Here is a 19,024-nt window from a genome sequence, read left to right as displayed (position 1 = left end):
TGGTGGGGTCGTCCGGAGGCGAGGAACGGAGCCCAGCCGCTCACACCACCTCCGCCACAGGTCGGTGGAAACGCGTCTGATGATATTCGCAGTAGCTTTTCAGCGCCCTTGTGCGCAGGCCGCAGCACAGCATCTCGAGCCCCGGCCGACTGCCGGGAGCATCGTTGTCGGGGTCTTCCTCCAGCGTCAGGTCGAGCGGCGCGCGGCAGCGGTCGAACAGGCAGTCGATGAAGCGCATGGCGGCGACATGCGGCTGACGCCCGAGCGAGGCAGGGCGCGGCGCCGGCACATTGAAGCGGTAGATTTCGCCGTCCACCACCAGCCGTCCTTCGCCCGGGATCGAGGGCGCCGGACGGGCTGGCAACAGTGGCCTGGCCGATGGCTGACGGGTCGGTTTGGCGGCCGGTTTGACCGGCGCGGCCTGCTTCGAAACTCCTACTTCCCTTACGAGCTTGCTTGGCTGCGCCGGCGGATTCCTCTTGGCGGTATTCTCGTTTGCCGCAGTCTTCCCCGTCGCATTCTTCCTCGGTCGGCCGCCGGACCTGCCGCCTCTGGGGTTGGCGAGGCCGATGGTCTTCAACGCGCTGTTGCGGTGGACGATGCCGATGATGGCATTGCGCGAGACCGGACTGCCGCGCAGCGCCGTGAAGCGGACGGCGATCCCTGTGGCCGACAGGCCATCCCTCAGCCAGACGGCGATCTCCTGCAATTCGGTGTCGGTATAGGCAGTCATGTCGGTATCCATTGATTGCGCGCGCAAAGACCGAGCGCCGGCCCCGAGGGCCACGGGAGAAATCAGAGCGGATGGTCGGTGCGGTCAGCCGATACTGACGGCCGGCAGCGAGCCGGCGAGATGCCGCAAGGCGGCTTCGGCGGCAGCTTTGGTGAGGGCGGAAACTGCCCTGCCCGTCAGCCGGTCGAACAGGATGACGGTGCCGTCTTCCGTGCGGATGCAGGAAAGGCCCTGCCCGCCGGAAACAGCCCTTGGCGCACCGGCGGCGCCATGGGCTGAAGAGGTGGCCGGAGCCGGGAGAGGAGCGGCTCCGGCCGTTCCGGTCGATCGGGGGGACGACGGTTCGACCGGATCCGGGGCAAGAGCCCCGGTTTGCGTCCGGACCGGGGAGGAGGACAGCCCGGACGATGGGAGAAAGCTTACGATGTCTGCGGAAACGCTTGCGGTTTGTTCGATCATGCGCTAAGCGTACGATATGTACGAAACGTACGCAAGCGAAATCGTACATATTGGACGATAAATTTCAGGCGATTTGTACGATGCAGGAACCGAGGCACAGATTGCAGCAGGCGCGGGCGGAGGCGGGTTATGCCTCGCCGAGCGACGCGGCGCGGGCATTGCGCGACATCAACAAGAACACGCTGATCAGTCACGAGAATGGTAACCGGCCGCTGTCGCGCAAGGCGGCGGAGAAATACGGCCGCCTGTTCGGCGTCGATCCCGGCTGGCTCTTGTTCAACGGTGACGGCGGCAGCCTTGCGGGGGGCCATTTCGGCTTTGACGAGTCGGGCCGGCAGATCCCGATGCCGTCGCTGGCCACCGTCGATGTGCCCATCGTCTCATGGATCAGCGCCGGCGAACTCGGCAGCCAGGACATGGTGGTCAATCTCAGCGACTATCCGACCATCCCCACCACCGATCTGGAGCAGGGCCAATGGATTGCTCTGCGCGTCGACGGCCCGTCGATGAACAAGATCTCGCCACCGGATTCGATCATCTTCGTCAACCTCAGGGACAAGCGGCTGGTGACCAATGGCTGCTACGTCATTTCGGACGAATCCGGCCAGGCCACCTACAAGCGTTACCGCCCCAACGAGAACCCGCCCTTCCAGCCGGCCTCCTACATGGACATCCCGCCGCCGGCGCTGGAAGGCGCCATCACCATCATCGGCCGGGTGAAGCGCTCGATGATCGATATGTGAGGGAGAAGGCGGTGAGGCGCAATCTCCCCCCTCGAAGGGGAGATGGCCGGCAGGCCAGAGGGGGTCGCCGCGCGTAAGGCGCTGACGTCCTCTGTCCGCGATAGGAAGTCGCGTCAGGACGTACCGACCCCCTCTGTCGCCTTCGGCGACATCTCCCCCTCGAGGGGGGAGATTACGCGCCCAAAAACTCGTTCGTAAAATACCCCCCGAAATCCGGCTTCTCCTTCAGAACCTTGCCATCGCCATCGAGCAATATGCCGGCCCTGAAGAGGTAGGTTCCGATCGCCTCGATCTTGGCCCTGGCGATGGTGCCGATGACGCCGTCCTGGCTGCGCAAGAAGTGTCCGTCGACCAGCATTTTCAGCGAAGCGTGGATCAGCGCCGGGTCGGTCAGCGCATCCCTGTTGGAAGCGATCAGCAGATCGCCGGCTTCCTGCGGGTGATCGCAGGCAAATTGGTAGCCGCGCCGCGTTGCCTCGACGAAGGCCGATGCGGCCTTCGGGTTTGCCTGGAGATATGCATTGCTGGAGGCGATCAAGGTGGTGTGCTCGTCGGGCACGCCGTAGTCGGCGTAGCGGAAGCCGCGCTGCCTGACGCCTTTCAACTCGGCAGCGACGCCTTCCCAGGTCGAGACCTCCAGCGTGAAGTCGACCGAGCCGTTGGCCAGCGCCTCATAGGCCGAGGTGCCTAATGTCACCGTCTCGAAAACGCCCTTGCCGCCATCGTGGCGGATGATGGTCGAGATCAGCGTGTTTTCCCAGGCGCTGCCGAAGCCGCCATAGGTCAGACCGTCGAGATTCCTGGGACTCTTGATCTCGCCGCGATCCGCGTTGAAGACCAACCGGCCGGTCTCCTGCTGGACCACGGCGTAGACCGCCTTGAGATCGGCGCCGGCAGCCCGCTGGGTGAACAGGCCGACGCCGGCAATGCCGAAATCGGCGATGCGGTTGGCGACCAGCGTGCCGGCGCCAGTATCGCCATAGGGCAGGATCTCAACATCGAGCCCGGCCTCGTGGTAGAACCCTTTGTCGCGGGCAACGAACAGGCCGACATGGTTGGTGTTGACCGTCCAGTCGAGCGCGACGGTGATTTTTTGCGTAGCCGCATGAGCGCGAGAGGCAAGCGGCAGTCCGGCAGCCAGCGTCAGCAGCAAAGCCTGCCGGCGTGTGAATTCGGTCATGAAAAACTCCTTTGAGCGGTCTGCGGGAACGAGGGCCGGTCAGTCCCGGGATTGAGCAGCGTGTCGAGGATGTCGGCTTCGAGCGCGGCGGCCTGGCGCGCGGCATCGCTGCCGGTGGTGCGCGGGCGCGGCAGCGGCACGGCAATCTCGCCGATGATGCGGGCCGGCCGCGCCGACATCAGATAGATGCGATCGGAGAGGTAGACGGCTTCGCGCACGTCATGGGTGATCAGCAGCGCCGTCCAGCGTTGGCGCTGCCACATGCCTTCCAGCCAGCGCTGCATACCCGCGCGGGTCAGTGCATCCAGCGCGCCAAAGGGCTCGTCGAGCAGCAGCATGTCGCGCTGCTGCACCACGGTGCGCAAAAGGGCGGCGCGCTGGCGCATGCCGCCGGAAAGTTCCGCCGGCCAGGCGCGCTCGAAGCCGGCAAGGCCGAACTCGGCAAACAAAGGCGCGACGCGTTCGCGCGCCGCCTTGCGGCCAAGACCCTGCACTTCCAGCCCCAGCGTCACATTGTCGATGACGCGCCGCCACGGCATCAGCGAGTCGCGCTGCGGCATGAAGGCGAAGGGGTTGCCCTGCATTGGCGCGCCGTCGAAGCGCATGTCGACCTCACCTTTCAGTGCGCCGGTCAGCAACTGGAACAGCGTCGACTTGCCGGCGCCGGAAGGGCCGAGGATGGAAACGAACTCGCCGGCCGCGACATGAAGCGAAATTCCGGCGAGCACCTCAAGCGCGCCGAAGTTCTTCCTGATGTCCCGGAGTTCGAGCCGCGTCATTGACGGTTCTCTTCTGCAGCTTCAACCTTGCCGTCGCGGCTTTCGCTCCCTGCATTCTCCCAAGGCATGGCGAAGCGCTGGACGAGCACCGCAATGGCGAACAAGACAAGCGTGAGCGCGGCGCTGACGGCGACCGCGGCGAGCACCAGATCGGGCCGAAAGTTGTTCTTGGCATTCAGCATGTAGATGCCCAGCCCCTTCGCCGCCCCCGCATATTCGGCGAAGATCGCGCCGACCACGGCGTAGGTGATGGAGATGCGCAGCCCGGCGAAGAAATAGGGCAGCGCCGAAGGCAGGCGCGCCAGCCAGAAGATACGCCAGCGCCCTGCCCCCATGGCGGCGAGCATCTGCGAAATCTCCTTGCTGGTCGCAGCAAAACCTTCGACCAGCGCGACCATCATCGGGAAGAAGGTGACGAGCGCCACAAGCAGGATTTTTGGCATCAGCCCGAAGCCGAACCACAGCACGATGAGCGGCGCGATCGCGACCAGCGGCAAGGTCTGGCTGACGATCAGCAGCGGAAACAGCGTGCGGCGCAGCGGGGCCAGGAAATCGACCAGCGCCGAAAGCACGAAGGCAGCGACCAACGAGCAGGCGAAGCCGGCTGATGTGGCGCGGATGGTAGGCAGCGTGTTGTCGGCCAGGGCGGCGCGATGCTCCCAGGCCTGCTGCAGCACGCGCGACGGCGCCGGCAGCACGGTGGGGGCGACACCGCCGTAGCGGGCGTAGAGCTCCCAGGCCGCGAGGAGCAGGGCGAAGGCGAAGGCGGCGGGGATGGTCTTGGCGATGCCGGCGGCTAATCTCCCCCCTCGAGGGGGAGATGTCGCCGAAGGCGACAGAGGGGGTCGTCTAGCATAGAGCGCCCACGCCTTGCCGATGCGAAAAGGACGTCGGCGCTCCACGCGCTGGGACCCCCTCTGGCCTGCCAGCCATCTCCCGCTCGAGGGGGGAGATTCGTGGGCATCGCGGTCTTCGCCAATCGCCAATGGCTCCCCTCCTCTTTGTGCTGAGGGGTCAGAGGCATCTCCTCCACGCAATGGGTCAGATAAACCAGCCACGGCAATATCCTCAAGGAACGACGCTTGAGCCGCGGCTCAGACGGCGCTCGGGCTGTTCGCCGAGATCGTGATGTCGAGGGTGACGTGGCCGGCGCCGGGGCCGAAGCGGCAGAAGGCCTCGTTGAGCGTGGCAAACACCGCACCGGCATCGCCACGCAATTTGGTGCAGAAGTTCTTTGAGCGCTCAAAGACGCCGGACTGTTTCAGGAAATCGATGCAGCCGTAGATCTCGTCCATATGGTCGCCCGTGCCCATAACGTAGAGCGAGAACTGCGCCGCCACCTGCTGGCCGGTCGACGGCGTGGCCTGGACAGCGCGGATCGCGGCGATCTTGCGCTCGTCCAGCGGAATGGCGGGGCCGCCGGTCTCGTCGGAGCGGCAGATCGGATCGTCGGGCTCACCCGGACAGCCGCGCGAGACCGCCGCCGAAAGCACGCAGTGCTTGCCGCTTTTGGCCGCCGCCACGAACAGGTCGCGCATTGCGGGAAACAGCACCTCGGGCGGCCCGACCGTAAGGGTCGAGATGTCATCGGTTTCGATCCGCAGCCGATCGCGCCAGGGATCGAGCGCGCCGAGGATGACGCCGACGAAATCGTCGGTCATGGGATAAAGGGAAATCTGTGCGCCTGAAAACATCGCCCGCCTCGCTCCGCTGGTATTATCCAGATCAGCTTTAGGGTCCGAAGGCTTGCCGCCCTCATCTCAGCCCCGACCATACGGAGCACCCCTGTGGATGAGCGGGTTAAAGCACCGTTCGCGGCATTGGGGAAGCCGTTTGTTGAGGCACTGCGGGAAAGTGTTTTGGGCCAGACGTGCCGGGCGCCCGGGCGTTAACAGACGACTCGTTGCGTTATAAGGTTTCCACGAACTTCTTATAACTGCGTTGAAATTCAAGCTGATAAACGTAATTATAAGAAAACGGCAGAGACTCCGCGCAGCCCTTACGGTTTCTGGATTTCCTTATCCGCGACCCCATCCGGACTGTGCTCCTGCATCGCTCGGGCTTGCCTGTGCTGGTCCCCTCGCCCCAGCGCTACGCCATCCACAAGCTGATCGTCGCCTCGCGACGCGGGCCGAGCGCTGGCGCCAAGCGGGAGAAGGATCTCCATCAAGCGCGCCTGCTGACCCAAGCGCTCGAAGCCACGCGTCGCCAGGACGACCTTGCCTTCGCCTTCATGGAAGCGTGGGACAAGGGCGAAAACTGGCGCGAGACGATCCGGGGCGGCTTGAACCTGTTCGACGCCGCCACGAGGGAAAACAGTCACACCATCCTGGGGAAATCCCTCCGCGAAATTGGTGCGACTCCTGAAGGATTCACGATGCGGGATTAGCTGAAGCGACCGCTGCTATATTCATTTCCATCGTCCCAACCGTACGAAATTGGCTTGACGCTTATTCGTACATAAAGTACGATATCTCTTTTCGCAGAGAGGAATGTCCTTGAGCACAGCGAACCATGTTGCCTTCGCCGATCTCTCTCGGCCTTTGCTGTCCCCCCCGTCGTTGCCGCCGCCTTTGTTGCCGCCGCCTTTATTGCCGCCCCCTTTGTTGCCCTTGTCATTCGATCAGTGCGAACGCCTCGCCGGGGCCTGGCGAATGGCCAGCCAAGACATCGCCGACGACATCCGCTTCATCCGCCAATATCTGAAAGTCGTTGCCGAGAAGGACGAGAGGCTGTCGACCGGCACCCTTGTTCACAGCCGCGCCTATGTCGAGGCCTGCGCCGGCTGGCTGCCACAGACCGTGACGCGCTATCTGCGCCACCTGCGCCAGATCACCGAATGCGAACTGGCCATGACAGCTGCCGGCATTCGCTTTGCGCTGTCGAGTTATGCCTGGGAGGCATGAGGGCGCCTGTCGCCAAACACAAGGAATTGCGCTGCCCGTCGCAGGCGCAATTCGTCAGGTTGAGAGGCTCGGGCGCGCCTGAACGGCGGGCGCCAAGGATGGCCCCGGCCAGCGAATTCCGGCCTTGCTTTATTTCGACTGGCCTTATTTCTGGCCTTATTTCGATTTGGCTTTGCCGGACTTTGCGGCGGCAGGCTTCGCCGCCTTTGGCTTGGCGGCTGCCTTGGCGGGCTTGGCGTCAGCTTTCTTCGCCGCCTTTTTGGGCTTGGCGACCGCGCCATCGACTTCAGCCGTGGCCTGCTCCCAGTGTTCCTGATGCGCGCCTTCAGGCCGGCCGGCCTTTTCCCAGATCTCGTGCGCGCGCTGGCGAATGCGGTCCTGTTTGTCGTCCGTCACTTAAGCCTCCGTGGTTGGGTCCGGTCGGTTGGTCCAGATTCCACGAAAACATTAGCCGAAAATTCGGCCGGCGTCTTGAGTGACGAGACATCTCAGCGCGGGTCGGAAATCACCGCAACGCCGAGTAGCGCCGCTTTCTTGACGATCAGCCCCGCGAGGTCGGCATCCGAACGATCGGTGCCGGTGCGCTCCCGCAGGAGCGCGATCGCTTCCTTCATCGATAGCAGCGCCGTGTTGCGCTCGGCCAGCAACTTGTCGCAACACGCCGCAACATTGGCGGAGTTCGGGGTCTCGACATGCGGCAACATGGCAATTCTCCTTTCATCATGTTCGTCATTCGGCCCTGCCGCCCTTTTGGGAAGAACGACAGGGCCGTATCACCGATGAATGGTTAGGTTGTCGAGCGTTACTCGACCACCTCGACAATCCTGCGCGTGCTGGGGTCGACCAACACGGTATGGTTGTCGACGACGGCGTATCTGTACTGAACGTCGGGAACCTCCTGCAGCTCGACAGTGTCAGGCAAGGCAGTGCCGACATTCAATTCGACGCCGAGCAGATTGACCGAGGCAAGCGGATGTTTCTTTACGTACTGGTGCACGACCGTGCGCTGTTCCGGGGTGATGATCACCTGCTGCTGTGCCGGCTGCGTGACGATGACCTCGTCGGCGGCGGCAATGCCGATACCAGCGATCATGGCGAGCCCGGCGACGGCGGGAATAAGGATGGTTTTCATCTTCGTCTCCTGTCGTTGTTGGCGAGCTCCGCCGTGTTCCCGCATGAGGCGAAAACAGCGCAGATCGAGGTGGCGGGCTCCTGGAGGCAAACGCAGCCGGTACGGTCTTGTTCCGCAAGCGGAGACTAAATTGATCGGCTTCCCGGTCATGCCAGCAGAACCCGCACCCGCAAGATTCGCATTGAAGCACAATCCCTCAGGAGACCTTCGACATGGATGATGCACGGCTCCAATTCCGGTGGCGATTGCGGCCGGCGCCGGCATTGATCCGGTGACCGCGTCGCCCGGCCAAGACCGGAACCGACCGCCTTCGTGCCACGCCGTGAAGTTTCAAGCAAAGGTCATTGATCCGGCGGCTGCGCAGGCACCTCGCCAGGCTTGATCACCGGCGTCTTGCCCTGATCCGGCGGCGGCTGCGTCATACCCTGGTCACCACTGGGCGGCGGCTGCAGCACGCCGCCGCAGGGACCGAGCGTGCTGGTCGATTCGCCGCCGCCATTGGCGACCGGCGGCTTCTGACCATCGTCCTGAGGCTGCGCCTGGCAAGGCGCGGCAGGGCCGTTCCGGTCGCCATTGTCCTGCGCAGCCGCCGGGTCGGCCAGCGCCAAGAGCAGCACGCATGGGATGAGGGGGAAAGTCTTCATGGTCCAGCTCCTCTGGATTCATCTCCTTGGCAAAGCAGACTAGTCCTTGGCAAAGCAGACTGGCGGCAATTGGTTCCACGGAGATGGAGTGGTTGCCGGAACCTGACAGCCGGAAGTGAGTTCCACCTTCTCGACGCAAAGCCGCCCGGAGGAGGCAATCATGGAAGAACGAAACAGAAAACCCAATGACGAGGTCGAGGCGCCACCGAGCAAAAACGATGCCCGCGACAGGATCGCCAATGACGAGGTGGAAGCGCCGACGCCGCGCCGGCAGGATTGGGATGCGCTACGTGGCGCAACGGTCCTGCCCGACGGAGCAGATGAGGAAAGCCTGCCGGACACCACCGGTGTCGAGAAGGAAGGCGAATTGCCCGAGGAGGATGACGACAACCCCTACCAGGACAGTGACGATGCCTTGCCCGACGACGCCGAGGAAGCCGCCATTGGTCACGATCTGGCGAGGCGCGGCGGCCCGTTCGACGACGTGTAAGGCAGCGACCGCGGACTTCCGAGAGGTTTCCCGGGACGTCCACGCCGTCACCAGTTGGACCAAGGATGAGCTGAAGGCGATGCCGGAGCATCGCGATATTTCGAAGGATCCGGCTGGCCGGATCCTTCGTTTAAGGCGCCTTGGCGGTTTGGCTTAGCCCTTGTGGTCAAGGGCTGGACGGCGACAATCTCGGCACCTTCGACAGCCGAGAAGCAGCCGAGAAGCACGAACGCGAAGCCCAATATTTCAAGCGCCGTCGAGGCCGCTCGCCTGAAATCTTCAAAGTGCGCAAGAAATCCCCGCCGCGGGCGGTGCAGACACGCTCCGGCATCGCGGCGCTGCGAACCGGGCCATCGACCGCCGGCACTTGAGTGCCGACGGGCTCTGACCTTCAATTCGACCCGGGATCGCCGAGCGCCTCGGTGACGAAGGACGCCGCGATCAGGTCGTCGGCGTCGAGGCGTAGGGAGCCTTCGACACCTCCCATGATGGCTGCGACCTTCTGGAAGGTCTGCATCTCGTGTTCAGTAACGCTGGCGTCTCGCATCCTGGCTTTCAGATCGGCGATGCGTCGGCCCAGTGAGGCCGACGTTCCGATTTCTCTTTTCGACATGGTGGCCTGCTCCTCCCCCAACCCATGCTGTGGACGTACTCAAGTCTGCCTATATATAAGGCAGCGCGAATACAGTCGCCGCAACGCGCGATATCTGGGAAGGTTCCGGCGCCAAATAGTCACGAAATAATACGTGGTGGGACTCGGGTATGTTAAACGCCGACGCGGCGATAGACACCGCAGCCAGCGGCTGCGGCCATCGGCCTGGCCAACCCGTGTCGCGGGTCGCGAACGCGGGTCGGACTTTGATCGCCGCGCGCGAACAGTCAGCGAGAGGCCGGAACCACGCCGGACACCGAGCGCGCCGTTTCGGGCGAAAACACCACGAAAGCAAAAACCAGAACGGCAGCGGCGATAATGAGCGAGCCGCCGGCGACGATCGGTTCAAGCGCCGGGTTTCCCTGCAGCATCACATACAGCGCCGGCAGCATGATCACCAGGCCGAGAGTGTAGAGCCCGTAGTGGATCATGGCGATGCGACGCGCCGCCTTTTGCGGATTGAGCGCGTAGTAGCCGCCGAAGATGGCGCTCGTCACCCAACCGAGCAGATTGATATGCGCGTGCGCGGGAAAAGCGGCGTGGTCGCCCGAGATCGCCATCTGCAGGCCGGCCGCAATCCCCAACATCAGGAACAAGATGGCAGTTTTGAAAAAGAGTTCCGAAACCCTCGGCATGTCATTTCTCCCCCTATGCGGTCTGCGACCGCTTGCGTCCTGGAGAATACACCCACGCGCAGAAATTTTCCACGCCCCGCTTATGGGCCATGCCTGCACAGCTTTTTGCACGCTGTTCGACTTTCTGGCTGCCACAACCCGGCGCCGCCCCGCTACGGCGTCAGCAAGATGTCGGCGCCCGCTCGCTCGTCGAACACCACCGCGCAGCCGCGCCCCAGCGCCACTGCCGACAGCGCGTTGGCCACCGTCTCGTCCGGCGATACGAAATCACCGGTCAGCACTCGCAACTCCTCCACCGCCCTGGCCATTGACACGCAGTGCCCGGCAACGCGATCGCTCGTGCAGGCGTCAACGACGCTGACGAGGTCGATCATCTCGAACTGGCCCATACCGGCCTCCACAAAAACAGCGTCCCGTCGCGGATATGAACGCTGAGGCGAGAGACAATGTTCCGCAGGTCCGATGCCCAGGCGGAGCACTCGACAGCCCGACCTGGAACGGGCCGGCCGGCGACAACCACTTCGCTTGACAATAGGCCCTGTTTGTTCTCTATTTGTTCGGCAAAAACGCCTCTCACAACAGACGCGGCTAATGCTGCAACGCCGCAAAGGGAACGGTCGGGATGGAGCCCACCATCCTGCATGCGGATCTCGACGCCTTCTACGCCTCGGTCGAGCAGCTGCTCGACCCGGCGCTCAGGGGCAAGCCGATCGCCGTCGGCGGCGGCGTCGTGCTTGCCGCCTCCTACGAAGCCAGGGTTTTCGGCGTGCGCGGCGGCATGCCCGGACGACGCGCGCGCGAGCTTTGCCCCGGACTGATCTTCGTCGGCGGCCATTTCGCCGACTATCAGCGGCTGGGCGACGCCGCCATCAAGGTGCTCGACGATTTCACGCCGCTGGTCGAGCGGATTTCCATCGATGAAGCCTTTGCCGATGTCGCCGGCTGCACGCATCTGTTCGGGCCGCCGGCCGAGATCGCCGCCACGGTGCGTCGGCGCGTCCGGGCAGAGCTCGGCCTGCCGATCTCGATCGGCGTGGCGCGCACCAAGCATCTGGCCAAGATCGCCTCGCAGGTGGCCAAGCCCGACGGCCTGGTGGTGGTCGATCCGGACACCGAACTTGCCTTCCTGCATGATCTGCCGGTCGGGCTGATGTGGGGCGTCGGCCCGGCGACCAGAGCGCGGCTGGCCGAGATCGGCATCGAGACCATCGGCCAGTTGGCAAAGACGCATAGCGGGGCGCTGCGAAGGTTGCTCGGGCCCGCCGCCGGCGAAAAGCTGGCGTCGCTGGCATGGAACCAGGCTGGGCCAGTCCGCGCTGCATTGCCGCTCTGTTTGAGCAGGCCGACCAACCAGGCCAGACCCGCCACAGTTTCGGACATTTTTCGCACCGCAACCCGGCCACGCCATGCACGCCCAAGAACAACGCTTTGTCGATGAAGGTGGACTTGCAGTTAGCGCATCGGCGCCAAGAAAACCCGGGGCGGGACGACGGCGCCGCGAAGGTTGACAGTGCCGATCCGTCTGGCATTATCGCGTAAGCTTGGAGGATTCACTATGAAGAAAACCTATTCGAAGCCTGTTCTGGTCAAAAAAGGCAAGCTTTCGCAGGTTACGGCGCTCGCCAATGGAGCGGGTTCCGGCCCGATCGAGTGAAGTCGTTGAGTCGGACTGTCGCCTGATCTGGCGGCCTCGCCTGACACTGGAGATGCGGCATGAAGAAGACCTATTCGAAGCCGGTGCTGGTCAAGAAGGGCAAGCTCTCGCAGGTTACAGCCGACAATGGTAACGGCTCCGGGCCGGTCGCCGTCTAGCAGCCGATTATCCGACGCCTCGTGCCGTCTGGCCGGGAACGGGGCTTTGGGTGCCCGACGTGGAGAGTGGAAAATGAGGAAGACCTATTCCAAGCCAGTGCTGGTAAAAAAGGGCAAGCTCTCGCAGATCACCGCGAACGGCGCTTCTGCTCCTATTCCGGGCTAAACTCGTTCCCCGGTAGATCGAGATCCTCCTGGCAGAGTCGGGCGGCTTGATCGTTTCCGGAGCATGATCTCCCGCAGGCGGCGGGACCGTTCAGCGCACAACCACCAGATCGTCGAGCACGAGCTGCCAATAGTGGCTCGTTGAAAGGCGCACGCGCGTCACCGCCGCCAGCATCGGCGCATAGTGGACGGGCGCCATTGCCGACAGGACGATCGTGTCGCTGGCGATCAGCCGGTCGCCAAGCCAGCTCTCGACCAGTGCGGTTTCGCCTTCGGACTTCAACCATGCCGCTGTCAGCATCACGGAATGGAACCCGAACGGTTTGTCGCTCGAGAATTCGGCCGGGTGTCCGCTGCTCGTATAGCAGACATGGTCTCCCGAGATATTGCCGTTGACGTAGCCTTCGCTGCCTTCGGTATGATCGCGCGCCAGTGCGTTCAGGTTGAACCAGGTCAACCCGGCATAACCGGACGGCACCTTGCGCAGGCCGCGCGTCGTGACATCGTCGAAACCGATGGCCTGCAAGGACGCGGCGCTGTCGACGGCCGCGTTCTCGGGCGACAGCAGGCCGAGTTCGGTCGGGTAGGCCGACAAGGCCAGTCGTCGTTCCATGCCACCGCCGGTGATTTCGATCGCGTCGGCGTCATCGGGCAGATCGAGACGGAAGCCAGCCCCAGCACTTAGCGGATGCACCGCCACCTCTTGCCCTTTCGCCATCACCGAGATGCTCGCCGAAGCACCGTCCGCTACGCGGCCGCTGAGCCGGCGTATCGCAAACAGGCCGACCGGCTGCAGCATTGCTTCCGAGGCCAGCCCGGTGGGCGAGCCCGGCAGCGGCCGGAGGTGCTGCGACTGGACCTCGTTGGCGCTGCTGGAGCGCCAGCCGGGCGGAACCGACACGGTGAAGCGGTAGCTGCCCGGCACATGGATGGGCGCGGCCCGACGTTTCGCCGACGCCAGGAAATTGGCAAAGCCGCCGCGGTTGCTCCGCGCCGCGGCGACGAAGCGGCCGTCGCCATCATGCAGTCTGACCATGATGCCGGCCATCGGGCGGTCGCCGAGCCCGTAGCGGCCGTCGCGATCGGCATCGAAGTAGACAAAGGTCGAATGATTGAGCTTGCCGTGGTTGCCCGACCAGTCCCGGCGCACGGCGTAGTCGTTGGCCGGATCTTCACGAAGCCGGGCTCTGCGACGCGACCGCGCCAGCCGCCAGGCGAGAGCCGCAACGACAGCGGCGAGCCCGGCAAGGAGTATTGCCTTGATCACGGACGGCTCAAGCAATGCTGTCGGCCCTGCTCATCTGGATCTCCTGCACATACATCGATCCATATATCGATGCTGCAGGCGCTTGAGCAACCGGACACGGGACCGGCGGACATGGCGTCGGCCTCATATACCCATCTCGGGCAACTATTCCGGCGACGGCACCGGCGGCTTGGTGGTCAGCGCGGCGCCGAAGGCGGCGACGACCACGGCGGCGACGCCCGCGCACTGCAGCGGGCTCAGGGTCTCGTGCAGGAACAGGAAGCCGGCCAGCGCGCCCAGCGCCGGCTCCAGACAAGTCAGCGTGCCGTAGAGCCTGGCCGGCATCCGGGTCAGCGCCACCATCTCCAGCCAGAACGGCAAGGCGCTGGAGAACAGCCCGACCAGCAGCGCGCTGACCAGGATCGCGGGTGCGATCAGGCCGGTACCCGCCTCGGCTAGGCCGAACGGCAGGGCGAGAGCAGCGGCAATGACCAGCCCGTAAGCCGTGGTCTGGCTGCCAAGCTCGGCGCCCGCCTTTTGCGCAAAGACGATGTAGAGCGCCCAGCAGCCGCCGGCGGCCAGCGCCAGCATCACGCCGATCGGGTCGAGTGCACTGCCGGAGTGGATGAAGGGCGACAACAGCAATATGCCGGCAACGGCCAGCACCACCCAGACGAAGTCGGTGGCGCGCCGCGACGACAGCGTCGCCACGAGCAGCGGGCCGCAGAATTCGAGCGCCACCGCGACGCCGAGCGGAATTCTGGCGAGCGCTGCATAAAACAGCAGGTTCAGCGCCGCGAGGTTGACGCCGTAGGCGATGAGCCAGGGCAGCACGGCGCGCGACGGCCGCACCCGCCACGGCCTCAGCACCGCCGCCAGCATCAGCGCCCCCACGACCAGCCGCAGCGCCGTGGTGCCATTGGCGCCGATCAGTGGAAACAGGCCCTTGGCGAAGGTGGCGCCGATCTGGATCGACACCATGGCGCCAAGCAACGCGCCGATCGGCAAGCCCTTCGCTTCAGCTGCGGCAATCTGCGTCGACGTCAATTCCAGTCCCTCCGCGCGGTGCGCCGCAGCGTTGGCCCGAGATATGGATAATAGGCCTGGCTGTCGTGTGGCACGGGCAGACTGTTGATGGGGCAAGACGTGGAAGGCGAACGCCGACGCATTTCCTCTCCCCCGTCGATCGGGGGAGAGGTGTCGAGCGAAGCTCGACGGAGTGGGGGTCGACCGTCCATCACATCCGCCCGATTGCCTGCTTGCCGGAGGCGGCGACCGTGGGTTTCATGAGCGCCTTCCCCCACTCCGTCGCCGCTTCGCGGCGCCACCTCTCCCCTCCGGAGGGAGAGGAAAAGAGGCTAGCTCGCCAGCCCATACACCAGCCTCACCCGCCCATCCGACAGCTGGCCGACCTGGCGCAGTTCCAGTCCGTGCCGGGCGTGCACCGTGCCGAACAGCGCCTTGCCGTCGCCGGCGAGCAGCGGATAGACGATGAGCCGCATTTCATCCACTAGCCCCGCCTCGATCAGGCTGGCGGTGATGCGGGCGCCGCCCATGAGATAGATGTCCTTGCCGGGCTCGCGCTTCAGCGCCGCGATGTCGTCGAGGCTGCGCAGGAAGCGCGTCGAGGCCCAGGCGGCCGAAGTCATGGTGTTCGACAGCACATAGTGCGGGGTTTTCGCGGCAAAGCGCGCCCATTCGAGTTCGGCCGGGTCGACCAGCCTGCCGGTCATCGGCAATGGCTGGTCCGGCTCGTTCTGTTGGATCGCGCTCCAGTAGCACTCATAACCGGCATACATGACGCCGCCGAGCAGGCAGGCGTCGATCTCAGGCATCAGGCCGTATTCCTCCGACCAGTTGTCGACCCAGTCGGCAAAGCCTTCGGGGCCTTCGATCTTGCCGTCGATGGAGATCTTCATTCCGGTGATCAATTTACGCATGACTTCCTCCTTCGGGCTTGCGGGATGCAAGCACGTTGCCTGGTTTCATTTCCGCTGGCGCGCCGCGGTGTCTGGCGAAGGCGCGTGTTTCGCCGGCCCCTGCGCCGGCATCCGGCGCAAGGGATCGATGGTGCCCGGTTGGACCGGGCGATGCGTTAGGTCAGGTCAGGCCGGCAGGCGCCGGTCGTATTCCGCCACGATACGGCTAAAGCTGTCCCAGAACGGTTCGGGCTTCTCGGCCGCCACGCGGGCAACCAGGAGGTCGAGATGCACGTGCCAGCCTGCGGCATGCATCATCAGGCTCGAGCGGTCTGGCAGGCGGCGGTGGACCAGGGTGAGCAGGACGTCGTCGCCGCGCTGCGCCAATTCGAAGGTGACATTGCCGCTGCCGTTCCAGGTGATCGTGAGCTTACGCGGCGGATCGCACTCGACGATCTGGTTGTGCATCCGCTGCTCGCCGCCACTGAAGCTGGCCGGCCTGTCGCCGGGCGGATCGGTCAGTTCGTCGTTGCGCCAGACCAGCTCGAAGGAAGAGCCTTCCTCCATCTCCATGTCGCCGGCCGCCAGCCATTTGCAGCGCAGATCGCTCTGCGTCAGATATTCCCAGACGCGCTCCCTGGTTCCGGGCAAAAGCCGTTCGATCCTCAAAGTGGCCGGCTGGATCAGCTGGGCGTAGCCGTCGAAGCTGTTCATCTGGTTCATCGGTCGTCTCCCTCGGATGATGTTGGCCTGGATGTGTCTGGCTTGGGTGATTCCGGCTTGGATGGTTCTGGATTTGCCGGTGCCGGCGTTGACGGCGTTGTCGACGTTTTGCGCTCTTCGCGCAAAAGCTGTTCGAGGACATCGAGGCGGCTGTTCCAGAAACGCGCGTATTGGCCGAGCCACTGATAGGCGGTGGCCAGCGGGCGGGCCTCGAGGCGGCAGACATGGGTGCGGCCGCGCACTTCGCGCCGGATCAGCCCGGCATGCTCCAGCGCCTTGATGTGCTTGGAGGCGGCGGCCAGCGACATGGCGAAGGGTTGAGCCAGCTCGCTCACCGTGCGCTCGCCGCCGGCGAGGTGGTTAAGCATGTTCCGGCGCGTGGCGTCGCCAAGGGCGTGAAAAACCTGGTCCATCTGGGGCGTCTCTAATTCAACCATGTAGTTGAATATAGAGGCGAGATTTTAGATAGTCAACTAGTTGGTTGAATGTTTTTTGGGGAGAGGCGCCGGCCCCCTACCTCCCCCTTGTGGGGAGGTCGGACCGTAGGTCCGGGCGGGGGTACTAGCGCTGACCGTGGGGGATGTGGATTTCCTCTTCCCTCACGAAAGTCTGGGAGAGGAACCCAAGATGGCGGAGGTCCGCGCAGACCCCCACCCCGATCCGCTTTGCGGATCGACCCTCCCCACAAGGGGGAGGGTAACCTCACCCAGCCATGGCCAGCGGCACCGCGCTCTTGTTGGGGATCTGGATGTCGATCTCCAGCGTCGACATGGTCTCGCCGCGGTCCATCGAAACTTGCAGATAATCCTGGTCGATCTGCACATGCTTGGCGATCACCGCCATGATCTCCTCGCGCAGGATGGAGACGAGATCGGGCTGGCTGCGGTTGCGGCGCTCATAGGCGAGAAGCACTTGCAGCCGTTCGCGCGCCACCGGCGCGCTGGTGCGCCGCTTGAAGATGTCGAGCAGGTTCATGCCGCCCTCCTTCCCAAAAGACGATCGAGGAAGCCCTTGCGTTCGAAGGGCACGATGACCGGCAGCTGTTCGCCCTCGAGCCGCTTGGCCGCGTCGATGTAAGCCTTGGCGGCGGCATTGAGCGGCTCCGACAGCGTCACCGGCGAACCGAGGTTGGAGGCGCGCAGCACATCCTGGCTCTCGGGGATAATGCCGAGCAGCGGCACCGACAGGATCTCCAGCACATCGTCGATCGACAGCATTTCGCCCCGCGCGGCGCGTCCCGCATCATAGCGCGTGACCAGCACATGCTTGGCGATCTGCTCGCCCTCCTCGGCGCGCAAGGTGCGGGAATCGAGCAGGCCGATGATGCGGTCGGAATCGCGCACCGACGACACTTCCGGATTGGTGACGATGACCGCCTCGTCGGCAAAGCGCATGGCGAGCTGCGCGCCGCGCTCGATGCCGGCCGGGCTGTCGCAGAAGACGTAGTCGAACACCGAGCGCAGCTTGCCGATGACCTCGGCGACGCCCTCCTCGGTCAGCGCATCCTTGTCGCGCGTCTGCGAGGCCGGCAGCAGGAACAGCGTCTCGACCCGCTTGTCGCGGATCAGCGCCTGCGACAGCTTTGCCGAGCCCTGGATGACGTTGACGAGGTCGAACACCACGCGGCGTTCGGCGCCCATGATCAAATCGAGGTTGCGCAGGCCGACATCGAAATCCACCAGAGCCACCTTCTTGCCGGTCTTGGCGACCGCCGCCCCCAGAGCCGCGGTAGAGGTCGTCTTGCCGACGCCCCCCTTGCCCGAGGTGACCACCACTACCTTGCCCATCAATAAAGCCTCCGTTGTTGTTCGTTATGTCGTTGTCGGGCGAGACGCATTAGCTGAAAGGGGCGATGCGCAGCATGCCGTTGTCGAGAAATGCCTGCACAGGCTTGCCCCGGACTGACGGGTCCATCTCCTCGGCGGTGCAATACCAGCCATCCACCGAGAGAAGTTCGGCTTCGTTCCTGCGGCAGAAGACACGCGCCGCCGTGTTGCCTTGAGCGCCTGCCGAAGCGCGGCCGCGCAGCGTGCCATAGACGTGGATCGAGCCAGTGGCGACGATCTCGGAGCCGGACGCGACGGAGCCCAGCACGATGACATCGCCATGCGGATGGAAGATCAGCTGCCCTGAACGGATCGGCGAGCGGATCATCAGCGTGCCAGCGTCGGGTGCGGCAATTTTGGCGTCTTTCGGCTGTGCCTTGGCATCGCTCGCCGGTTTCAAATCGCCCGCCTTCAAATCGCCGGCCTCTGCCTTGATGTCACCGGCCGCCTTCATGTCGCTTACCGCAGTGTCCTCCTCCGCCCTGCCCGCCTTGCGGCTCGGCTGCAGCAGCCCGTCGGTGGTCGCCTCCTTGGCGCCGACCAGCACCGGCGGCAGATGCGTGCCAAGCTCGGCGCCACCATCGAGTTCCATGGCATAGATGCGGATTCCGCGCTGGCCGAGCAGATCGACCAGCGCTTCGATGGCCACGACATCGGGCTTGAGCACGTTCAGGTCGAGCACCACCGGGCGCCCCGCAAAATATCCCGGCGAATTGCCGACCCAGCGATCGAGGCTCTCCAGCCAAACGTCCAAAGGCGCCTCGGGCGTCAGCGTGAAAGCCACGAAGGAGCGGGCGCGAAAGCGAATGGATTTGGCCTCGAGGGGAGCGGCAAAGGTCACGGCGGGCGATTCCTTACTGAGAGGTAAACGCTAGCGGTGGTATGGTTAATGAAAGGTTAATGGACTGAATAACCGCATGGCAGATCGCAAGAAATTTGAAGATCGGGGTAGACGCCGGTTGCGGACGCCAATTGGCCAC

General features: G+C 64.3%; 28 protein-coding genes, 2 pseudogenes and 1 riboswitch. Of the genes and pseudogenes, 10 read left to right on the top strand and 20 right to left on the bottom strand.

All coding sequences use genetic code 11. The features are described from left to right. Positions 1 to 40: 40 nt before the first annotated feature. A complete protein-coding gene (locus NKI64_RS15375) occupies positions 41 to 733 on the bottom strand; it encodes a GcrA cell cycle regulator (protein ID WP_352668570.1) in 693 nt (230 codons plus the stop codon). A gap of 78 nt (positions 734 to 811) precedes the next feature. Here NKI64_RS15375 and NKI64_RS15370 point away from each other — a divergent pair, with 78 nt between their 5' ends. Further along, positions 812 to 1,012, top strand: coding sequence for a hypothetical protein (locus tag NKI64_RS15370; RefSeq protein WP_352668568.1), 201 nt, complete (start codon positions 812 to 814; stop codon positions 1,010 to 1,012). 260 nt (positions 1,013 to 1,272) lie between these two features. Continuing rightward, the gene (locus tag NKI64_RS15365) at positions 1,273 to 1,935 is read left to right on the top strand and encodes a LexA family transcriptional regulator (RefSeq protein ID WP_023672482.1); all 663 of its coding nucleotides are present in this window, start codon (positions 1,273 to 1,275) and stop codon (positions 1,933 to 1,935) included. Positions 1,936 to 2,107: 172 nt separating this feature from the next. Here the strand turns inward: NKI64_RS15365 and NKI64_RS15360 are convergent, their stop codons facing one another. From NKI64_RS15360 to NKI64_RS15345, 4 genes are all read right to left on the bottom strand, one after another. Then, positions 2,108 to 3,115, bottom strand: a complete 1,008-nt coding sequence (locus NKI64_RS15360) for an ABC transporter substrate-binding protein (protein WP_023693858.1) — start codon at positions 3,113 to 3,115, stop codon at positions 2,108 to 2,110. Further along, positions 3,112 to 3,894: an ABC transporter ATP-binding protein gene (locus NKI64_RS15355; RefSeq protein WP_352668566.1), complete on the bottom strand. Its 783-nt coding sequence runs from the start codon at positions 3,892 to 3,894 to the stop codon at positions 3,112 to 3,114. The genes NKI64_RS15360 and NKI64_RS15355 overlap by 4 nt, the downstream gene beginning before the upstream one ends. After that, entirely contained in the window at positions 3,891 to 4,733 is an 843-nt protein-coding gene (locus tag NKI64_RS15350; RefSeq protein ID WP_502901378.1) for an ABC transporter permease, read from the bottom strand. Before NKI64_RS15350 ends, NKI64_RS15355 begins: the two co-directional genes overlap by 4 nt. Before the next feature lie 255 nt (positions 4,734 to 4,988). Further along, the gene (locus NKI64_RS15345; protein WP_352668563.1) at positions 4,989 to 5,588 is read right to left on the bottom strand and encodes a YkoF family thiamine/hydroxymethylpyrimidine-binding protein; all 600 of its coding nucleotides are present in this window, start codon (positions 5,586 to 5,588) and stop codon (positions 4,989 to 4,991) included. After that, positions 5,579 to 5,691, bottom strand: a riboswitch (TPP riboswitch). (Overlaps the previous gene by 10 nt.) A 202-nt stretch (positions 5,692 to 5,893) precedes the next feature. Between NKI64_RS15345 and NKI64_RS15340 the strand changes: the two are divergent. Together NKI64_RS15340 and NKI64_RS15335 are read left to right on the top strand one after the other, a co-directional pair. Further along, a pseudogene (locus NKI64_RS15340) lies at positions 5,894 to 6,283 on the top strand (GSU2403 family nucleotidyltransferase fold protein); the annotation flags it as partial. A gap of 265 nt (positions 6,284 to 6,548) precedes the next feature. After that, entirely contained in the window at positions 6,549 to 6,800 is a 252-nt protein-coding gene (locus tag NKI64_RS15335) for a hypothetical protein (protein WP_023684826.1), read from the top strand. A 156-nt stretch (positions 6,801 to 6,956) separates the two neighbouring features. On the opposite strand, the gene NKI64_RS15330 is transcribed toward NKI64_RS15335, so the two are convergent. From NKI64_RS15330 to NKI64_RS15315, 4 genes are all read right to left on the bottom strand, one after another. Next, positions 6,957 to 7,196 (bottom strand): DUF2934 domain-containing protein, encoded by a 240-nt coding sequence (locus NKI64_RS15330; protein WP_023684825.1) that lies wholly within the window; start codon positions 7,194 to 7,196, stop codon positions 6,957 to 6,959. A gap of 92 nt (positions 7,197 to 7,288) precedes the next feature. Then, positions 7,289 to 7,504, bottom strand: coding sequence for a hypothetical protein (locus tag NKI64_RS15325; RefSeq protein WP_023670360.1), 216 nt, complete (start codon positions 7,502 to 7,504; stop codon positions 7,289 to 7,291). 98 nt (positions 7,505 to 7,602) lie between these two features. Continuing rightward, positions 7,603 to 7,932: a DUF1236 domain-containing protein gene (locus NKI64_RS15320; protein ID WP_023670359.1), complete on the bottom strand. Its 330-nt coding sequence runs from the start codon at positions 7,930 to 7,932 to the stop codon at positions 7,603 to 7,605. Positions 7,933 to 8,273: 341 nt separating this feature from the next. After that, on the bottom strand, positions 8,274 to 8,576 hold the full coding sequence (locus NKI64_RS15315) for a hypothetical protein (protein ID WP_352668561.1): 303 nt from the start codon (positions 8,574 to 8,576) through the stop codon (positions 8,274 to 8,276). A 160-nt stretch (positions 8,577 to 8,736) separates the two neighbouring features. On the opposite strand from NKI64_RS15315, the gene NKI64_RS15310 reads away from it, so the two are divergent. Both NKI64_RS15310 and NKI64_RS15305 read left to right on the top strand, forming a co-directional pair. Continuing rightward, on the top strand, positions 8,737 to 9,066 hold the full coding sequence (locus NKI64_RS15310) for a hypothetical protein (protein WP_023705173.1): 330 nt from the start codon (positions 8,737 to 8,739) through the stop codon (positions 9,064 to 9,066). 140 nt (positions 9,067 to 9,206) lie between these two features. Continuing rightward, on the top strand, positions 9,207 to 9,437 hold the full coding sequence (locus NKI64_RS15305) for a hypothetical protein (protein ID WP_023702926.1): 231 nt from the start codon (positions 9,207 to 9,209) through the stop codon (positions 9,435 to 9,437). A gap of 20 nt (positions 9,438 to 9,457) precedes the next feature. Here NKI64_RS15305 and NKI64_RS15300 read toward each other — a convergent pair whose 3' ends face one another. From NKI64_RS15300 to NKI64_RS15290, 3 genes are all read right to left on the bottom strand, one after another. Further along, the gene (locus NKI64_RS15300; RefSeq protein ID WP_023693867.1) at positions 9,458 to 9,679 is read right to left on the bottom strand and encodes a hypothetical protein; all 222 of its coding nucleotides are present in this window, start codon (positions 9,677 to 9,679) and stop codon (positions 9,458 to 9,460) included. Positions 9,680 to 9,945: 266 nt separating this feature from the next. Next, a complete protein-coding gene (locus tag NKI64_RS15295) occupies positions 9,946 to 10,353 on the bottom strand; it encodes a heme-copper oxidase family protein (protein ID WP_023733947.1) in 408 nt (135 codons plus the stop codon). Positions 10,354 to 10,505: 152 nt separating this feature from the next. Continuing rightward, positions 10,506 to 10,742, bottom strand: coding sequence for a hypothetical protein (locus NKI64_RS15290; protein ID WP_023689015.1), 237 nt, complete (start codon positions 10,740 to 10,742; stop codon positions 10,506 to 10,508). A gap of 233 nt (positions 10,743 to 10,975) precedes the next feature. Here NKI64_RS15290 and NKI64_RS15285 point away from each other — a divergent pair. The 4 genes and pseudogenes from NKI64_RS15285 to NKI64_RS15270 all read left to right on the top strand — a co-directional run. Next, a pseudogene (locus NKI64_RS15285) lies at positions 10,976 to 11,653 on the top strand (Y-family DNA polymerase); the annotation flags it as partial. A 255-nt stretch (positions 11,654 to 11,908) separates the two neighbouring features. Beyond that, the gene (locus tag NKI64_RS15280; RefSeq protein WP_023670351.1) at positions 11,909 to 12,007 is read left to right on the top strand and encodes a hypothetical protein; all 99 of its coding nucleotides are present in this window, start codon (positions 11,909 to 11,911) and stop codon (positions 12,005 to 12,007) included. Positions 12,008 to 12,066: 59 nt separating this feature from the next. Beyond that, positions 12,067 to 12,165 carry a hypothetical protein gene (locus NKI64_RS15275; RefSeq protein WP_023684816.1) on the top strand — a complete coding sequence of 33 codons (99 nt, stop codon included), beginning with the start codon at positions 12,067 to 12,069 and terminating at the stop codon, positions 12,163 to 12,165. A 73-nt stretch (positions 12,166 to 12,238) separates the two neighbouring features. Then, positions 12,239 to 12,331, top strand: a complete 93-nt coding sequence (locus NKI64_RS15270; RefSeq protein ID WP_023689018.1) for a hypothetical protein — start codon at positions 12,239 to 12,241, stop codon at positions 12,329 to 12,331. A gap of 90 nt (positions 12,332 to 12,421) precedes the next feature. Here NKI64_RS15270 and NKI64_RS15265 read toward each other — a convergent pair whose 3' ends face one another. The 8 genes from NKI64_RS15265 to minC form a co-directional block, all read right to left on the bottom strand. Next, positions 12,422 to 13,597 carry a hypothetical protein gene (locus NKI64_RS15265; protein WP_352538140.1) on the bottom strand — a complete coding sequence of 392 codons (1,176 nt, stop codon included), beginning with the start codon at positions 13,595 to 13,597 and terminating at the stop codon, positions 12,422 to 12,424. 144 nt (positions 13,598 to 13,741) lie between these two features. Further along, on the bottom strand, positions 13,742 to 14,623 hold the full coding sequence (locus NKI64_RS15260) for an EamA family transporter (protein WP_023693874.1): 882 nt from the start codon (positions 14,621 to 14,623) through the stop codon (positions 13,742 to 13,744). 311 nt (positions 14,624 to 14,934) lie between these two features. After that, positions 14,935 to 15,516: a dihydrofolate reductase family protein gene (locus tag NKI64_RS15255; protein ID WP_352668557.1), complete on the bottom strand. Its 582-nt coding sequence runs from the start codon at positions 15,514 to 15,516 to the stop codon at positions 14,935 to 14,937. Between the two features lie 165 nt (positions 15,517 to 15,681). Then, positions 15,682 to 16,218 (bottom strand): SRPBCC family protein, encoded by a 537-nt coding sequence (locus NKI64_RS15250; RefSeq protein ID WP_023743860.1) that lies wholly within the window; start codon positions 16,216 to 16,218, stop codon positions 15,682 to 15,684. Further along, a complete protein-coding gene (locus NKI64_RS15245) occupies positions 16,215 to 16,655 on the bottom strand; it encodes an ArsR/SmtB family transcription factor (protein WP_352668555.1) in 441 nt (146 codons plus the stop codon). Before NKI64_RS15245 ends, NKI64_RS15250 begins: the two co-directional genes overlap by 4 nt. A gap of 265 nt (positions 16,656 to 16,920) precedes the next feature. Then, complete coding sequence (minE, locus tag NKI64_RS15240; protein ID WP_023684809.1) at positions 16,921 to 17,193, bottom strand: cell division topological specificity factor MinE; 273 nt, start codon at positions 17,191 to 17,193, stop codon at positions 16,921 to 16,923. After that, positions 17,190 to 18,005, bottom strand: coding sequence for a septum site-determining protein MinD (minD, locus tag NKI64_RS15235; protein WP_023670342.1), 816 nt, complete (start codon positions 18,003 to 18,005; stop codon positions 17,190 to 17,192). The genes minE and minD overlap by 4 nt, the downstream gene beginning before the upstream one ends. 49 nt (positions 18,006 to 18,054) lie before the next feature. After that, positions 18,055 to 18,885 (bottom strand): septum site-determining protein MinC, encoded by an 831-nt coding sequence (gene minC / locus NKI64_RS15230; RefSeq protein ID WP_027048754.1) that lies wholly within the window; start codon positions 18,883 to 18,885, stop codon positions 18,055 to 18,057. Positions 18,886 to 19,024 lie beyond the last annotated feature (139 nt).

Source organism: Mesorhizobium sp. M0478 (assembly GCF_040321305.1).
GTDB lineage: Bacteria > Pseudomonadota > Alphaproteobacteria > Rhizobiales > Rhizobiaceae > Mesorhizobium.
Note: the sequence above shows the minus strand (reverse complement) of the source record. Positions and strands in the feature narration are given on the sequence as shown.